This is a genomic window from Aliidiomarina celeris (genome assembly GCF_003316875.1).
In the GTDB taxonomy this organism is placed as follows: Bacteria; Pseudomonadota; Gammaproteobacteria; order Enterobacterales; family Alteromonadaceae; genus Aliidiomarina; species Aliidiomarina celeris.
This window is the reverse complement of the sequence record NZ_QMIL01000004.1, coordinates 63,823-79,591: the sequence shown is the minus strand read 5'-3', so window position 1 is coordinate 79,591 and position 15,769 is coordinate 63,823. Positions and strand designations below refer to the sequence as shown.

The 15,769-nt window shown below is 51.6% G+C and carries 13 protein-coding genes; 6 read left to right on the top strand and 7 right to left on the bottom strand.

All coding sequences use genetic code 11. From position 1 onward, the window contains the following. Window positions 1-2 precede the first annotated feature (2 nt). From hslV to priA, 4 genes are all read right to left on the bottom strand, one after another. Window positions 3-545, bottom strand: a complete 543-nt coding sequence (gene hslV / locus DQW12_RS09205; protein WP_113907569.1) for an ATP-dependent protease subunit HslV — start codon at window positions 543-545, stop codon at window positions 3-5. Window positions 546-638: 93 nt separating this feature from the next. After that, complete coding sequence (locus tag DQW12_RS09200; protein ID WP_113907568.1) at window positions 639-1,211, bottom strand: SPOR domain-containing protein; 573 nt, start codon at window positions 1,209-1,211, stop codon at window positions 639-641. Window positions 1,212-1,214: 3 nt separating this feature from the next. After that, window positions 1,215-2,963: an arginine--tRNA ligase gene (gene argS, locus DQW12_RS09195; RefSeq protein ID WP_113907567.1), complete on the bottom strand. Its 1,749-nt coding sequence runs from the start codon at window positions 2,961-2,963 to the stop codon at window positions 1,215-1,217. A gap of 89 nt (window positions 2,964-3,052) precedes the next feature. Further along, window positions 3,053-5,248, bottom strand: coding sequence for a primosomal protein N' (gene priA, locus DQW12_RS09190; RefSeq protein WP_113907566.1), 2,196 nt, complete (start codon window positions 5,246-5,248; stop codon window positions 3,053-3,055). Between the two features lie 208 nt (window positions 5,249-5,456). On the opposite strand from priA, the gene rpmE reads away from it, so the two are divergent. Beyond that, window positions 5,457-5,669: a 50S ribosomal protein L31 gene (gene rpmE / locus DQW12_RS09185; protein WP_113907565.1), complete on the top strand. Its 213-nt coding sequence runs from the start codon at window positions 5,457-5,459 to the stop codon at window positions 5,667-5,669. Between the two features lie 118 nt (window positions 5,670-5,787). On the opposite strand, the gene DQW12_RS09180 is transcribed toward rpmE, so the two are convergent. Then, on the bottom strand, window positions 5,788-6,768 hold the full coding sequence (locus DQW12_RS09180; RefSeq protein ID WP_113907564.1) for a class I SAM-dependent methyltransferase: 981 nt from the start codon (window positions 6,766-6,768) through the stop codon (window positions 5,788-5,790). Window positions 6,769-7,000: 232 nt separating this feature from the next. Here DQW12_RS09180 and DQW12_RS09175 point away from each other — a divergent pair, with 232 nt between their 5' ends. Further along, the gene (locus DQW12_RS09175) at window positions 7,001-8,251 is read left to right on the top strand and encodes a malic enzyme-like NAD(P)-binding protein (protein WP_113907563.1); all 1,251 of its coding nucleotides are present in this window, start codon (window positions 7,001-7,003) and stop codon (window positions 8,249-8,251) included. 22 nt (window positions 8,252-8,273) lie between these two features. Here the strand turns inward: DQW12_RS09175 and metJ are convergent, their stop codons facing one another. Continuing rightward, window positions 8,274-8,609 carry a met regulon transcriptional regulator MetJ gene (gene metJ, locus DQW12_RS09170; RefSeq protein WP_113907562.1) on the bottom strand — a complete coding sequence of 112 codons (336 nt, stop codon included), beginning with the start codon at window positions 8,607-8,609 and terminating at the stop codon, window positions 8,274-8,276. Window positions 8,610-8,800: 191 nt separating this feature from the next. Here metJ and metL point away from each other — a divergent pair, with 191 nt between their 5' ends. Next, a complete protein-coding gene (gene metL / locus DQW12_RS09165) occupies window positions 8,801-11,260 on the top strand; it encodes a bifunctional aspartate kinase/homoserine dehydrogenase II (RefSeq protein ID WP_113907561.1) in 2,460 nt (819 codons plus the stop codon). On the opposite strand, the gene DQW12_RS09160 is transcribed toward metL, so the two are convergent. Next, complete coding sequence (locus DQW12_RS09160) at window positions 11,257-13,863, bottom strand: penicillin-binding protein 1A (protein ID WP_370444360.1); 2,607 nt, start codon at window positions 13,861-13,863, stop codon at window positions 11,257-11,259. The genes metL and DQW12_RS09160 overlap by 4 nt on opposite strands. Before the next feature lie 135 nt (window positions 13,864-13,998). Here DQW12_RS09160 and DQW12_RS09155 point away from each other — a divergent pair, with 135 nt between their 5' ends. The 3 genes from DQW12_RS09155 (at window position 13,999) to aroK (ending at window position 15,746) form a co-directional block, all read left to right on the top strand. Beyond that, on the top strand, window positions 13,999-14,613 hold the full coding sequence (locus DQW12_RS09155) for a hypothetical protein (RefSeq protein ID WP_113907560.1): 615 nt from the start codon (window positions 13,999-14,001) through the stop codon (window positions 14,611-14,613). Further along, the gene (locus tag DQW12_RS09150) at window positions 14,610-15,086 is read left to right on the top strand and encodes a hypothetical protein (protein ID WP_113907559.1); all 477 of its coding nucleotides are present in this window, start codon (window positions 14,610-14,612) and stop codon (window positions 15,084-15,086) included. The genes DQW12_RS09155 and DQW12_RS09150 overlap by 4 nt, the downstream gene beginning before the upstream one ends. A 141-nt stretch (window positions 15,087-15,227) precedes the next feature. Beyond that, entirely contained in the window at window positions 15,228-15,746 is a 519-nt protein-coding gene (gene aroK / locus DQW12_RS09145) for a shikimate kinase AroK (protein WP_113907558.1), read from the top strand. The last annotated feature ends 23 nt before the right edge of the window (window positions 15,747-15,769 follow it).

Genomic DNA, 15,769 nt, shown 5'->3' with positions numbered 1-15,769 from the left:
GCTTACTCCTTGCCTGCAGGTACTGCGTCGAGAACTTCTATGGTTTGGAAGCTATTGGTGTACACACAAATGTCGCCGGCAATGGTTAGGCTTTTTTCGACAATCTCAGGCGCACTTAACTCGCTGTTCTCCAATAGCGCTCGCGCTGCAGCTTGTGCATACGCGCCGCCGGAACCAATGGCAATCAGATCGTTTTCGGGCTGCACTACGTCGCCATTACCGGTAATAATTAACGACGTGGTTTTGTCGGCAACCGCCAACAGAGCCTCTAACTTGCGCAGCATACGGTCTGTACGCCAGTCTTTGGCCAACTCCACCGCCGCCTTCGTTAAATGCCCTTGGTGTTGTTCGAGCTTGGCTTCAAAACGTTCAAATAAGGTAAAGGCGTCGGCAGTGCCGCCAGCAAATCCGGCTAACACCTGGTCTTTGTACAACCGGCGCACCTTGCGGGCGTTGCCCTTCATTACCGTGTTGCCGAGCGACACTTGGCCGTCGCCGCCAATCGCTACTTTGTCGCCGCGGCGCACTGAAACAATAGTGGTCATGGGTTTTCTCCTGCGCAAATGCGGCTGCATTTGCCTATGCAATGAATCATAAGTTAGGAGATAGGGTCGCCAGTGCTAAGTTTCAAGGTGGCGTTATTCGGTCCAGTTCCAAATTTCACAGCGATACACTCCGCCGCGTTGTAGTTGGTGGTTGGTGCGTTGCGCTGCACGCTGGTTCTCAAAAGGCCCAAGAATGACGCGATACCACATACCCGAGGTTCCTTGGGTAGCACGAACTTGGGCTTCAAGCCCCAAAAACGCAATTTGCGCACGCATCGACTCGGCGTCTTCAGCACTTCTAAACGACGCGCACTGAATAAGCCTTGGCTGTGACTCTGCGCGCTCCGGCACTATCACTTCCACTTCTTTCGACTCAAGCTCTTCGGGGTAGCGCCAGCGTTCTTGCGGCAACTCCGGCAACGGGTCTTCTTGCTGCACTTGTGGCGTTACCACTGGAGTTTCCTCGGCTTGGCGATATTTCAAGGCAACTAACAACGCAATAAAGCCCACCAACAACACCAGCGTGAGCACGAAACGGCGGCGCGAAACCGCGCGCTCGGTTTGTACACGCACAGCACCGCCGCGAGATTTAGCTGCTGCCGCTTTTTTTCGCTTTGGCGCTGACTTGCGCTTCGGTGCCTGCTTTTTTGCGTAGTCTACGGCCACTGTTTACATCCGCTCGAGGGTTTCAATACCCAGTAAACCCAAACCTTTTTCCAAGGTACGCTGTGTTAATGCCGCAAGTTTTAAGCGGCTATTTTTCAACGCTGGGTCGTCGGCATTTAAAATTGGGCAGGCTTCGTAAAACGACGAGAATGCGCCCGCGAGTTCAAACAAATAACCGCACAAGAAATGGGGCATTCCTTTTTTACCCACGCTGGCAATAATCTCTGGGAATTGTGCCAGTTTGTTCGCTAAATTTTCGTCTTGCTCGGTCGCCAGTTGAATTTCACCTTGTACCGCTAAGGCATCAATACCGGCCTTTTGGAACACACTTTTTACCCGAGTATTGGCATACAACAAGTAGGGCGCGGTGTTGCCTTCAAAGCTTAGCATGGTGTCCCAGTCGAACATGTAATCGCTGGTGCGGTTCTTCGACAAGTCAGCGTATTTTACTGACGCAATACCCACCACACGCGCCACATGTGCTTGCTCACTGGCGGTTAAGTCGGTGCCTTTACCACTAATTAACTCTAAGGCACGGCGTTCCGCTTCGTTCAGCAAGTCGGCAAGCTTGGTGACTCCGCCGTCGCGGCTTTTATAGGGCCGACCGTCTTTGCCCAGCACCATACCGAAACCCAAATGCTCGAGTAACGTATTTTCGTTGGCATAACCGGCTTTACGGCAGAGGGTGAATATTTGATCGAAATGTAGCGATTGGCGCGCATCAACCACATAAATTACCCGATCTGCATTCAACTCACCCACGCGGTAACGCACCGCAGCAAGATCGGTTGTGGCGTATAAATAGCCGCCGTCTTTTTTCTGCACAATAATGGGCAGCGGCTCACCTTCTTTGCCTTTAAATTCCTCAAGGAACACACACTGTGCACCCTGGTCTTCCACCAATAAGCCTTTGCCGCGCAGGTCCTGAATAACCTGCGGAAGGTCGTCATTATAGGCACTTTCTGCCATTACATCTTGGCGCGTGAGTTGCACACCTAAGCGGTCATACACTTCTTGGCAATGCTCCAACGAGGTATTAATGAACTCCTGCCAAAGTTGCTGGCAATGCGGGTCGCCGCCCTGCAGTTTTACCACCAAACTACGGGCGCGGTCGGCAAAGCCGTCTTCGTCATCGAAGCGTTTCTTTGCTGCTTTATAAAAGGTTTCTAAGTCGGAGAGTTGCAAACGTGCAGAGGCTTGATCTTTTAATTCGTCTTCCATGTGCGCTAACAACATACCAAACTGCGTGCCCCAGTCGCCCACGTGGTTTTGCGCAATGACGTTGTGGCCTTGGAAGGTTAAGGTTCGCGCTACAGCGTCGCCAATAATAGTGGAGCGCAAATGCCCTACATGCATTTCTTTGGCAAGGTTTGGTGAAGAGTAGTCAATAACCACCGTATGCGACTCGCCGCTTGCGGCCACGCCTAAATTAGGGTCGGCCCACGCCTGTTCAAGTTGCTGAATAAGCTGCTGCTGGTTGACAAAAAAGTTTATAAAACCGGGGCCAGCAATGTCGCTTTTTTCAATAATGGCGTTGCTCGGAATGGCGGCAACTATCGCCTCGGCTAAGGCCCGAGGATTTTGCTTTGCTGGCTTTGCCAACATTAGTGCAAGGTTGGTGGCAAAATCGCCATGGCTTTTGTCGCGCGGTCGGTCTAGCTGAATGCGTGGGGTTACACCTTGCGGCAATGTTCCATTTGCAGTTAATGTTTCTACTGCTGCGGCGAGTAATACTTCAATTTGTTCTCTCATGGCGCCAGCCAAACCTCATTTTATGAATTATGCGTTAACTTTAACGGTCGCTTAGTTTAATCGTTACGGGCCTTAAAAAAAACCGCGGATTACGCGAAATCTTGCGGGTCTATGTCGAGCGACCAACGAGCTTTGCGTGTTTCGGGTAGCTTTTCAAAGGTGGGCAAGTAATGCATTAAAATATTGTGCAACGGCGCACGCTGTTCAGCGTGGAGTAGTAGTTGATAACGATAACGCCCCGCGCGGCGCCCAAGCGGAGCCGGCATAGGACCAATAACAGTTACGTTATCCACCCCTTGCAAGCAACTCGCTATGGCTTTTAACAGCTGTTCGGCTGCGTCTTTCGACGTTGCCTCCGAGCGAATCAAGGCCATGGCAGCATACGGCGGCAGCAATGCAAGTTTACGCTCTTCCAGTGCTGCGCGCGCAAAGTCGTTATAACCGTTGTTTACCAACTCTTGAATTAGCGGATGCTCCGGATGGTGTGTTTGCAACACCACAGTGCCTTTTTTCTCCGCTCGCCCAGCGCGACCTGCTACTTGCAAATAGAGCTGAGCGAGTCGCTCAGCCGCACGAAAGTCGGAGCTATAAAGCGCGCCGTCTACGTCGAGTAGTGCCACCAAAGTTACGTTCGGAAAGTGATGCCCTTTGGCCACCATTTGGGTGCCGATCAAAATAGGGTAGTCGCCTTCTGCGGCAGCATTTAAAGCCTCTGCCAGCTGCCCCTTGCGCCGTGTACTGTCGCGATCTATGCGCAAAATACCATAGCCGGGTAGCCGCCTTGCAATGGTTTCTTGCACTTGTTCGGTGCCAATACCCTGCGACACCAATTGCGTGCTGCCACAGCCGCCGCATTGCCGCGGAATACTTTTTTGCGCGCCACAGTGGTGGCATTGCAGCAAATGATCGAACTGGTGCAAGGTCATGTTCGCTTGGCAGCGATGGCATTCGCTCACCCAGCCACACTCATGGCACAACAAGGCCGACGCATAACCGCGCCGGTTCAAGAAAATAAGCACTTGATTACCCGCTTGCAGGTGCTTGGCCATGGTGGTGAGCAGTTGATCAGACAAACCACTTTCAATGCGTTGCTGCTTTAAATCGATAACCGCGTGTTGGGCTTGCTGTGCGGGTCCCGCGCGCTGGGTTAAGCGTAAATACTGATACCGCTTTGCCGCTACATTTGCCAAACTTTCAAGCGACGGTGTTGCAGAGCCTAACACTAACCCGAAGCCTTCTTGGTGCGCACGTTTCACCGCTAAATCTCGGGCGTTATAGCGAAATCCGTCCTGTTGTTTAAAGGAATTGTCGTGCTCTTCGTCGAGAATCATTAAGCCAATATTCTGGCAAGGCGTAAAAATAGCGGAGCGGGTTCCGATAATAATAGCCGCTTTACCGTCGCGCGCTTGCAACCAACCTTGTAAGCGCTCACTATCGGTTAACCCTGAGTGTAGCGAAACAATAGGCACATTAAAGCGTTTACTAAAACGCGCCACCGTTTGCGGGGTTAACCCTATTTCCGGCACTAAAATAACCACCTGTTGGCCCCGCTCCAGCACCGGAGCCATGGCCTGTAAATAAACCTCGGTTTTACCACTCCCTGTTACCCCTTCCAGCAACCAGACCGTGGGGTCACCGCGCTCTAGCGGTGCCTTCATGGCAGCCACTGCCACTGCTTGTTCGGTATTTAATTGCAGTGGGTCATTGGCACCCGTGAAAACCCAGTTTTGCGGTTCGTTTGAGCGTTGTTCGGTACTTATCCACTGCTTGTCGAGCAAGGTTTTTACCGTACTCGCTGGAATATCGAGCGCGCGCACTACGCTTGCTTCTGCCGGGCCGTTCGCTAACGCCGCTAATAATCGCTGTTGTTGCGGTGCGCGTGCAAGATCGGCTGGGGTAACGGCTTCGCCTTCTTTGGTAAGCGTATACCAAGTTGTTTGTTCGTAACGGGGCAACTGGCCTTGGCGCACAAGTGCGGGAGCAGCATGGCTGAGCACGTCGCCAAGCGGATGATGATAGTAACGGGCGGCCCACACTAACAACTGCCAAATACTTAGCGGCCAAAGCGGCTCTTGGTCGAGCACTTCGGTAACCGGCTTAATGGTTTCGGGGTCGAGTTCAGGCGTTACATTTTGTTCAACAACAAAGCCAATGAGCTGCCGCTGGCCAAAAGGAACACGCACGCGGCCGCCCACTACAGGCATAGCGGCGCGCTCGGGTAATCGGTAGTCGAATAAACGACGCAGCGGAACGGGCAAAGCAACCCGTATAAATTGATGGCTCACTATTCACTTTCCTTGGTTAATGGGCCTATGCTACCCCGTAAAGCAGCGGAAAGAAACGCTCAAAATACACGCATAATACCTTGATCACGGGCCTTAGCTGATATAAGATCCGCGCTCATTTTTCGTCAAGGTAGCGATGCTACTTAAACACGTATGGTGTTCGCGGAGAGCGCGGATGGCGATACGGCCTAAATTTTGAGGTAACCCCATGCAAAAAGATATTCACCCTAAGTACGAAGCAATTAACGTAACTTGCTCTTGTGGTCACGTGTTTGAAACGCGCTCTACCCGTTGTGAAGACCTTCACATCGACGTATGTTCAGAGTGTCACCCGTTCTATACCGGTAAGCAGAAAGTTCTAGACACCGGCGGACGCGTAGACAAGTTCAAGCAGCGTTTCGGCGCGCTCAAGTCGAAGTAAGCCTTCGGCCGCTTCGTTTGCAGCAGCAAGCCGAGGCAGTGAGTTACAGAAAAGCCGCGCACTCTTTCGAGTCGCGGCTTTTTTAATGGCTCTTTTTCTTTGCCGTCTTTCGTTGCAGTTATGCTTTTTTCAGTTCAGCCGACCAAGCAAAGAGTTTGCCGTCGTCTTCAAAGGCATTAAATGAGCCTTCTGCGCCCGCTTTTTCAGCTGCGGTAACAAGCTTCTTCATTTGCCCTTCCGTATTGGCAGCCTTTACCATGTCTTCTAAGCGCAGAATATGGCCGCTGAACAAACTGTACTGGGTAATTAAATGCTTCAGTAACTGCTTACTCGCCTCGCTGGTTTTTGCCGAGGCGCTAATATCAATAATGCGTTTCGCAACGTCGTCGAACCACACGCGCTCTTCGTCTTTGTTGTATTTTTGCAAGAAGTGTTCAATTAACCACTGCACGGTTTTACCTGTGCCACGGCCTTCTGGCGTGCGTAAGAATTCTTCGAGGCTAATGTGTTGCAAGGCGTCGCTGGCATAACGCAAATACAGCTCCGTTTGCGGGAACAACGGAGAACCCGTTACCATGTCGCGCAAAATAGAAAGCCCAAGCGCCGTTTGCTTATAAAGCTCAGATTTTTTGTGGTGCATCATCATCACCACGCGCCCACCTGGTTTTAGTACACGTAGCACTTCTTTTAATACCGCCGCTTGCTCGGCATATTCGAATGCGAATTGGCTCACCACCAAATCGACACTTTCGTTTTCAAACGGCATCGCGGTCATGTCGGTGTTGCCGTGAAACTGAATACCGTCGAACTGCCCTTTAAAAGCAGGCTCGCGTTTTTCCAGCTCTGCCGGCGAAATGTCGGCTGCGTCGACACCATGCACCTGCCACTGCTGCTTTTGTTCTTTATTAATGTTGTTGATTAACACCGCTAAGGCACCGTTACCGGTACCGATGTCTACAATTACGGCGTTTTCCGCTAAGCCTGCTACCGACTTTTCCCAAAACTCTTTTACGTCGCCGGAATACCCAGCAGCGTCGCGCCCTTCGGCAAAGCTGCTCAATGTATTACTGGCATTCCAAAACTGGCTCCAATGGTTCATTCTATTTTCCACCTGAATATTAAATTTAAACCCGCCCGATCTCGTGCCGGTTTGGGGCTACAACAAAAAAGTTACAATACCCGTGCGAGGCTTATGTGGCAAGTGCTAGCGCGCCTTAATCGGCAACAATTGCGGTATGTGTATTGGTAAGATGTGTTTTTTTCTGAAAACTCATTACACTTGTAAGCGATTATTCACTCTCCACGCCTGCAGCCAAGGATAGAAATTTTTTATGACTAACACCTTTCGTCAACAAGCGCTCGACTATCACGAATTTCCAAAGCCAGGCAAAATAAGTATCGAGCTCACTACCTCGGCGGAGTCGGCAAAAGACTTAGCGCTGGCATACAGCCCAGGAGTTGCAGAGCCGGTGCGTGCCATTGCCGAGAACCCCGACGACGTATACCGGTACACAGCAAAGGGAAACCTTGTTGCTGTGATTAGCAACGGCACCGCTATTTTGGGCCTCGGTAATTTAGGCCCCATGGCGTCAAAGCCCGTTATGGAAGGCAAAGCCTTATTGTTTAAACGTTTCGCCGGGCTCGACGCCATCGACATTGAAGTAACGCACCGTACCACACAAGACTTTATTAACACTGTGGCCAGTATTGCCAATACCTTTGGCGGTATTAATTTAGAAGACATCAAAGCGCCAGAGTGCTTTGAAATAGAGAAGGCCTTAATTGAACGCTGCGACATTCCAGTATTTCACGACGACCAACACGGCACCGCCATTGTTACTGCGGCTGGGCTCTTGAACGCGTTAGAAATTCGCAACAAAAACATTGCAGACGCGCAAATTGTTTGCATGGGCGCCGGTGCCGCCGCTATTGCTTGTATGGAGCTTTTAATTAAATGCGGAGCGCAACGCGAGCACATTTATATGCTCGACTCGAAAGGCGTCATTCATACCCGTCGGCAAGACTTAAATGAATACAAGCTGCTGTTTGCCAATAACACCGACAAGCGCACACTGCCCGAGGTAATTAAAGGTGCTGACGTATTCGTGGGCGTGTCGGGCCCTGATTTAATCAGTGCCGAAGACCTACAACTCATGGCCGAAAACCCTGTGGTATTTGCCTGTTCAAACCCCGACCCAGAAATTCGCCCAGAAATTGCTTTAGCGGCGCGCGACGACCTGATTATGGCAACGGGCCGTTCCGACTACCCTAACCAAGTGAATAACGTGCTGTGTTTCCCGTTTATATTCCGTGGCGCACTCGACGTGCGTGCCGAGGCTATTAACGACGAAATGAAACTTGCGGCTGTAGAAGCCATTCGCAGCTTAGCGAAAGAGCCGGTGCCTGAAGCGGTGTTGAAATCGGCCGGAGTGGAGTCGTTATCCTTTGGTCCGAACTACATTATTCCCAAACCAATGGACCCGCGTTTGTGTACTCGCGTTGCCCGCGCGGTAGCGGAAGCCGCAGTGGCCTCCGGTGTTGCCCGTATTCCTATGCCCGACAACTATATGCAGGAGTCTTAAGGCTCCCGCATAGAGGTTAGGCTCAGTCGCTTTCGGGCTCCTCTGGAAGTTCGTCTGGGCCAATATCAATACCTTGTTCGGCCAAAATAGCACGCACTTCAACCGGTATTTTGTAGGGGTTGTCTTTGCGAAGATCGTCGTCGGCGGGCAGCGGTTGGCCGGTAAAGGCATGCAGAAACGCTTCGCACAAGAGTTCACTGTTGGTTGCATGGCGCAAGTTATTCACTTGCCGGCGGGTGCGCTCGTCGGTAAGCACTTTCAGAACCCGCAGTGGAATAGACACCGTAACTTTCTTTACTTGTTCGCTCTTTTTACCATGCTCCGCGTAAGGGTAAATGTAGTCGCCGTCCCACTTCATGGGTAAACCTCCGGTAAATCAATTTTGTTATATGCTTAGATGATCGCATTATTTGGTTATTATGCATGAAGCAAAACTATTTAGCCATCTAAACTTCTATTTGCAGAAAACATTCGTTATGATGACGATTCTCGATGATGTAAAACATGCAAAACCAAGCATGTGTTTAGAGCGATTAAGCAAGGGTGGTCATGACTACAGAAACAAACAACGAATATCATATTAGCGCCGAGCGTATTCAAGCCATTGCCGACGACGTTCACCTGCACAAATTTGGTGGCAGTAGCTTGGCCGACGCCTATTGTTATCGGCGTGTCGCCCGCATTGTTACAGAACATGCAGGCAGCAGCGATATGGTTGTTGTTTCCGCCGCCGGCGACACCACCAACCGTATTATTGCCATTGCTGAAGCGCGCGAAAATGAGCCTGAGTATGCCGCCAGTCTACTGGCGTCGTTGCAACGTTATCAACAAGGCTTAATTGACGAATTATTGGCGGGTCGCCCGCTGGAGGTGACCCGAGCACTGTCGGACCAAGACTTTGAACGCTGGCATCGTTGGTTGGTGGGCGAAGAAGAAATAGAGCGCGCAGAATTATGCGCATACGGCGAGCTGTGGTCGGCACGCTTACTCGCGGCCCTGCTACAAAAACAAGGCACCCGCGCCGACTTTATTGACGCCCGCACCTTTTTACAGGCCGACGACGCAGCCGAGCCGATTATTCATACCCAAGCCTCGCGCGAGGCATTGCTGGCTCGCATTGCGCCCTACCCAGGTACACGCTTTATTGTAACTGGCTTTATTTGTGCCGAAGCAGGCACAGGCCGCACCTTACTGCTCGGCCGCAATGGTAGTGACTACTCCGCCACACTTATTGGAAGCTTAGTAAACAGCCGCCAAACCACGATTTGGAAAGACGTGGCCGGTGTTTATAGTGCAGACCCACGTAAGGTTGAGCGGGTGGTAAGCCTTCCCACTTTAGATTGGTCGGAAGCAGAAGAGCTTGCGCGGCTCGGTAGCCCAGTGTTGCACCCTCGCACCTTTCAGCCGGTCGATCGCCAGCGCATGGTTATTAGTGTGCGCTCCAGTTTGAAAGTAGAAAACCAGCAAACGCGCATTGGCCAATACGACTACACCGACGCACAAGGCAAGGTGCTCACTTCGCTACAAGACGTTACCCTTTTTAGCATTCCGCTTGAACATAAAGCGCTTTTAGAAGCTTTTGAAACCAACGGTTTAGCGCCTTTAGTGAGTTGGACTGATCAAGCCCAGCGCCATTTTGCATTTCACCAAAACCACCTCGACTACGTGCGCAATTGGTTTGCCGGCCAAGACGCCGACCATTTGTCGCAAGAAGTGAGCGGCTACAGTATGGTTGCGCTCGTAGGCGCGCGGATTAAAGAAACTCGCCAGTTTGCCGTGTTAAAACGGGAAGTAGACGAACAGCAACTCCGCCATTTCGCGGTTGCACCGAACAGCAATTCCGCAATTGCTATATTAGGGCAGAAGCTTGACCATCGGCTCCTTAACCGGCTACATAGCTTGCTGTTTAACTTCCGCCGCAGCGTAGGTGTGCTGGTGATGGGCCGAGGCAACATTGGTAGCGAGTGGCTGCAACTGTTCCGTGCCCAGCGCGACAACTTGAACGAGTCGGTGGATGTAAAGATTATGGGGATTGCCAACTCCAAGCGCGTTTGGCTCGACTATAACGGGGTAGACTTACAAGACTGGAGCGACAACTTTGAACGCCTGGCGCGGCCTTACTTAATTACAGAATTGCTGCGCGAATTACCCAATGCGCCTTGCGACGAGCTGGTTGTTATGGACCTCACCGACTCCAGTGAGTTGGCGCAGCTTTACCCGAGTTTCTTTGCCAATGGCATGCATGTAATCAGTGCGAACAAAAGAGCGGGCGCGTCGCAAGACGCTCTGTACCGCGAGATTCGCACCATCCAGCACGAATACAAGCGCGAATGGCTATACAACACCACGGTAGGTGCAGGCTTACCCTTAAACTATGCTATTAACGACTTACAACGTTCTGGCGACCGTATTCGTAGCATTTCAGGTATTTTCTCCGGTACCATGAGTTGGCTTTTTGAGCACTACGACCAAGGCAAAGAAGGTTTTGGTGCTTTGGTTCGCCGTGCTAAAGCGGAAGGCTTTACCGAACCTGACCCGCGCGAAGACCTTTCCTGTCACGACATTGTTCGCAAGCTGCTGATTGTGGCGCGCGACATAGGCGCTACTCTCGACTGGGACGACGTGGAAATAGAAGGCTTAGTGCCTGAGCCGCTGCAAGACTTACCGCTGGAAGAGTTTTTGGCCCGCGTGGATGAGCTCGACGCCCCCATGGCGGAGCTTTGGGCGAAGGCACGCCAAGAAGACAAGTTACCACGCCTTATGGCGAGTTTTTCAGTGGAAGAAGGGCGTAGCCATGCGCGCGTGGGTATTGAGTTTATCAGCAACACAGACATGCTCACCAACCTTATTCCGGGGGAGAACATATTCGTTATTTTCAGTGACTGGTATGCAGAAATGCCACTGGTTATTAGCGGCCCGGGCGCAGGTAAAAAGGTAACAGCGGGCGGTGTGCAGTCTGATCTTCACCAGCTGCTCGCCCGCTTGGGCAACCAAAACCAAATGGTTTAGAACAGCCCTTCGCTGTTGTCTTCAAAAATGAGCGGCGGGCGTTCTCCGTCTGCCGCAAACTCCCGAGGCGCGGTGCCTACCTTAAAGTATTCAAACATACTGGTGTGGTCGGTACGGCGGCTCAGCTTTCCGGTTTCTTGGTCAATGCGAACCGAGGTCATGCCTGTAGGTAACGGCAGCGACTCACTTTCCACCTGGGTTAATGCCGTTTGCATGTAACGAACCCAGCCGGGTAGTGCGGTGGTACCACCAGCTTCTGAACCCACAATAGGTTGCCGCTGGCGACCTAAATTAGTATTCAAGGTTACCCGGCCCAATACATTGTTAAGATTATCGTGGCCAACCCAAAGCATGGTAGAGGTGCCGCTGGTGAAGCCTGCAAACCAAGTGTCTTTTACGTCGTTCGTGGTTCCTGTTTTACCCGACAAATTACGATTGCGCAGAGCCTGCGCACGCCAAGCGGTACCATTCCAACCGGTTTGATGCGCCCAAGAGCCGCCGCCCCAAATTGACGACTTCATGGCTTCGGCAACCAAGTAGGCGGTTTGCTCCGGAATAGCCCGCGGTGCCAAAGGAAAATCAAAGCTCAGCACTTGCGGTTCACTTGTTGGTGTTGACTCGTCGGTGACGGTGCTCGGCTCCTGCACCCGCTCTGCCATCTCTGCCAGGTCTTGTTCGCAACTGAGGCAAGCCACTGCAGGGTTAGCGCGGAACAGCTCGTTGCCTTCGGTGTCTTCAATATGGCTAATAAAGTAAGGCTCTACCAAAAAACCACCGTTGGCAAATACAGCAAAGCCCCGAGCCATTTCCAGCGGGGTAAAACTTGCAGAACCAAGCGCTAAAGACTCACTGCGGTTGATGTCGTTTTCCTGAAAACCAAAACGCAGCAAATAGTCGGCTACCGTATTAATACCAATAGCGCGCGCTAAGCGCACCGACACCACGTTTTTGGAGCGTGCTAGCGCTTCGCGCACCCGTATTGGGCCGTCGTAAACTTCCGGCGAGTTGCGCGGTCGCCAGGCAGAGCCTTCGCCTGGGTTCCATTGGGTAATAGGGGCGTCGTTCACTAAAGTAGATAACGTAAAGCCATTTTCTAGCGCGGCTGCATAAATAAAAGGCTTAATGGTTGAGCCCACTTGCCGTTTGGCTTGTGTAGCGCGGTTGTATTGGCTTACGTTAAAACTATAGCCGCCCACCACGGCTTGTAAGGCGCCATCTCGCGGGTTCAGCGACACAATGGCAGAGGACGGTGCGGGTAATTGAGCAAGGCGCAAGCCGTCTTCAACTTCACGCAACCACACTTGGTCGCCGGCATTTAACACCTCTGCTGCGGTTGACGGCGGCGGGCCTTGTCGATCATGGTCTAAGAAAGGCCGCGCCCAGTCGAGTGCCTGCCAAGGTAAGGTCACCACCTCGCCGCCCCGCATCATAACCTCGGCGGACTGCTCATGCACAGCTAGCACCACCGCAGCAATAAGCCGACCAAACCGCGGTTGGCGCGCTAAGTGGCTACGAATTGCGCTTTGCTCCCAACGATTTCCTTGGAATGAGCGAATGGTGGCAAGTGTTGTTGCGTCTATGGCACCACCGGCACGCAACTGCGCAAGCTCGGCCGCGCTGTAACCCCAGAGTTTGGCCACAGCACCGCGGTAACCGTGACGTTCGTCATAGTCATGCAGGTTTTGCCGAAGGGCGGTTTCTGCAGCCGCCTGAAGTTCTGAGTGCACGGTGGTATAAACCTTCATACCACTGTTATAGGCCTCGTCTTCGCCGTAACGATTCACCATTTCTTGGCGTACCATTTCGGCAACATAAGGTGCGCTGGCCTCGAGTTGTGCAACATGATAACTCGCCGTTACTGGCGCGTTGTACGCTTCCTCGTATTCAGCTTGGGTAATCGCACCCGTTTCGAGCATTCTGCCAAGCACAATACGCCGCCGCTGCACTGAACGTTCTGGGTTCGAAATCGGATTCAACGCCGACGGTGCTTGGAACAGGCCTGCGATGGTTGCTATTTCGGCCAGGGTAAGTTCGTTGAGTTCTTTGCCATAATAAACTTGCGCCGCAGCCGCCACACCAAAAGCGCGATGCCCTAATCCGGGCTTATTCATATAAAGTGCAAGAATTTCTTCTTTGCTGAGCAAACGCTCAATATGCACCGCAATAAAGGCTTCTTTTATTTTGCGCATTATCTTCTTTTCCCGCGTGAGGAAGAAGTTTCGCGCGACTTGCATGGTAATGGTACTGGCGCCTTCGCGCATAGAGCCGGTCATTACCACAACCCGGAAAGCGCGTGCTACGCCAATTGGGTCTACGCCAAAGTGCTCATAAAACCGCGAATCTTCGGTCGACAACACCGCGTCTATAAGTTGCTGAGGTAATTCGTCGTAGGTAACCGGAATACGACGCTGCTCGCCAAACTGTGAAATGAGTTTGCCGTCTACCGTATATACCTGCATAGGGGTTTGAAACCGAACGTCGCGTAGGGTTTCCACACTGGGCAATTCCGGCTTTACGTAAAAATACAGGCCCACCACGGTACCGACACCTAAAGCAAGGCCGATAAGACCGAGAATGAAGATCCACTTAAAAAATTTAACCACAACGTTTTCCGCAATAACCCAACAAAATACCGGCGCATTATAGGCAGCTTCTGCACTAAATTTAACCGTAATTAACGTTTCTACACAAAGTATACCTGAATTTTACATTCAACGAATGACAAGCAAGGAGCGCGCATGACAAATATTTGTCTACCGATTCAAAATGAAACCATAGGAGTGGTGTTAAGCGAGGGCTGGTTCACGTTGGCGTGGTTGAAAAAACAGGGCGCTCGGCAGAGCAAACAAAAGGTACTGCTGCTCTGCCAGCGACCAATCCACACACACAGTACTGAGAGCCTTGGCCAATTCATTAGTTCCCAAATTGCAGAAAATATTTTTCAAAAAGGAAATGTTAAACTTACTCGGCTCCCCAAATGGTGGCTTACCACTACCCATCCCAGCATTGCGTCACAGCATTTACACCTGCAATTAGAGCCACCAAAGGGCAGGTTAAACTTGCGCTTAGGCCCTAACTGGGGGGCATTGTATTTGCAACAAGAAGGCTACGTGGTAAACGACTGGATTTGGGATACCTGCAAAAATAAACAGCAATACAGCCTTGTTGCGGTAAAAAAAGAATGGTTTTATTCCTTTTTGCACCCGCTAGAGCAACAGGGCGTAGTCCCCTTTGGTTTTACGCTTGCTATGCGCCACGAACGCACAGCAGAACCTTGGCCGTACGCCGGTGTTTGGCCGCGCGTTCAGGATTGTGAACACGCCATAGCCCTCGCTCAGCAGGCTGCGTTATGATCAATTTGCTGCGCCCACGGGCGCTCCGCAATGCGCAACGCCGCAACCTGTACCTTAGTTTTGGCCTTTGCGTGTTGTGCTGTAGCACCATTCTCTACGTGCTCAAACCACAGCCAGCAGAGCCCATGCATTTGTCTACAGCGGTTCAAACCGAGAACCCAACTGCTGTGCAAATTACGGAACAAGAACCGGATCCCGAGCCCATGCCATTGCAGCACAATAGCGCGAGCGAAAACCCATGCAAGCGCATAGAAGTTCCGCAGGCTCGGGTTTTAGCCGCAGTATTGCATGTGCCTGAACCCTATATTCAGGTTCAGCACAGCGGAAATGGAATTCAAACACTATACCCACAAGGCCAGCTGCAGGGAACCGACTGGGTTCTGCAACAGATTGAAAGCGATAAGGTTATTTGGCAGCACTTGGCGCCGAACTGCCGCCATGTTAGTGCATTTATAACGGCAAAACCCGGTTAGCGAACACGCCCAGCGGCTTACTGGTTGCACCCCCGAGGTTAAATTGCGATAATCGCGTGTCTTTTTTCACAGGTACAGGGGTGGATAGACACTCATCATTTGTGTGTAATCGCGATTCAAAAGAAGTGACGTAATCAAGTTATGGCTGAGAAGCGTAATATATTCCTAGTTGGCCCAATGGGCGCCGGCAAAAGTACGATCGGGCGGCAAATCGCCAAATCCCTCCACTTAGACTTTTTCGACTCGGACACCGAAATTGAGCGCCGTACAGGTGCTGACATTAGTTGGGTTTTCGAACTTGAAGGCGAAGAAGGCTTCCGGGTTCGTGAAGAAAAAGTAATTGAAGAAATTACCGAGAACATGGGCATTGTACTTGCCACCGGTGGCGGCTCAATTATTAGCAAAGAAAACCGTAACCGTTTGTCGGCGCGGGGTATTGTGGTGTATTTAAAAACCACGATCGACAAGCAAGTAGCGCGTACAGAGCGTGATAAAAAACGCCCGCTACTGGCCAATGCAGAAAACCCACGCGAAGTGTTAGAAAGTTTAGCGCAAGAGCGCGAGCCGCTTTATGAAGAAATTGCCGACATCGTGATTCAAACCGACGAACAAAGCGCCAAAATTGTTGCCGGTCAAATTATTGAGAAGCTCGGCTTTTAACCTCCCCAATAAAGAACAGGAGT

Excerpts from the sequence above, each read along its gene's own strand:
- hslV (WP_113907569.1), bottom strand. The coding sequence starts at position 545 with ATGACCACTATTGTTTCAGTGCGCCGCGGCGACAAAGTAGCGATTGGC.
- argS (WP_113907567.1), bottom strand. The coding sequence starts at position 2,963 with ATGAGAGAACAAATTGAAGTATTACTCGCCGCAGCAGTAGAAACATTA.
- rpmE (WP_113907565.1), top strand. The coding sequence starts at position 5,457 with ATGCAAAAAGATATTCACCCTAAGTACGAAGCAATTAACGTAACTTGC.
- DQW12_RS09180 (WP_113907564.1), bottom strand. The coding sequence starts at position 6,768 with ATGAACCATTGGAGCCAGTTTTGGAATGCCAGTAATACATTGAGCAGC.
- DQW12_RS09175 (WP_113907563.1), top strand. The coding sequence starts at position 7,001 with ATGACTAACACCTTTCGTCAACAAGCGCTCGACTATCACGAATTTCCA.
- metJ (WP_113907562.1), bottom strand. The coding sequence starts at position 8,609 with ATGAAGTGGGACGGCGACTACATTTACCCTTACGCGGAGCATGGTAAA.
- metL (WP_113907561.1), top strand. The coding sequence starts at position 8,801 with ATGACTACAGAAACAAACAACGAATATCATATTAGCGCCGAGCGTATT.
- DQW12_RS09155 (WP_113907560.1), top strand. The coding sequence starts at position 13,999 with ATGACAAATATTTGTCTACCGATTCAAAATGAAACCATAGGAGTGGTG.
- DQW12_RS09150 (WP_113907559.1), top strand. The coding sequence starts at position 14,610 with ATGATCAATTTGCTGCGCCCACGGGCGCTCCGCAATGCGCAACGCCGC.
- aroK (WP_113907558.1), top strand. The coding sequence starts at position 15,228 with ATGGCTGAGAAGCGTAATATATTCCTAGTTGGCCCAATGGGCGCCGGC.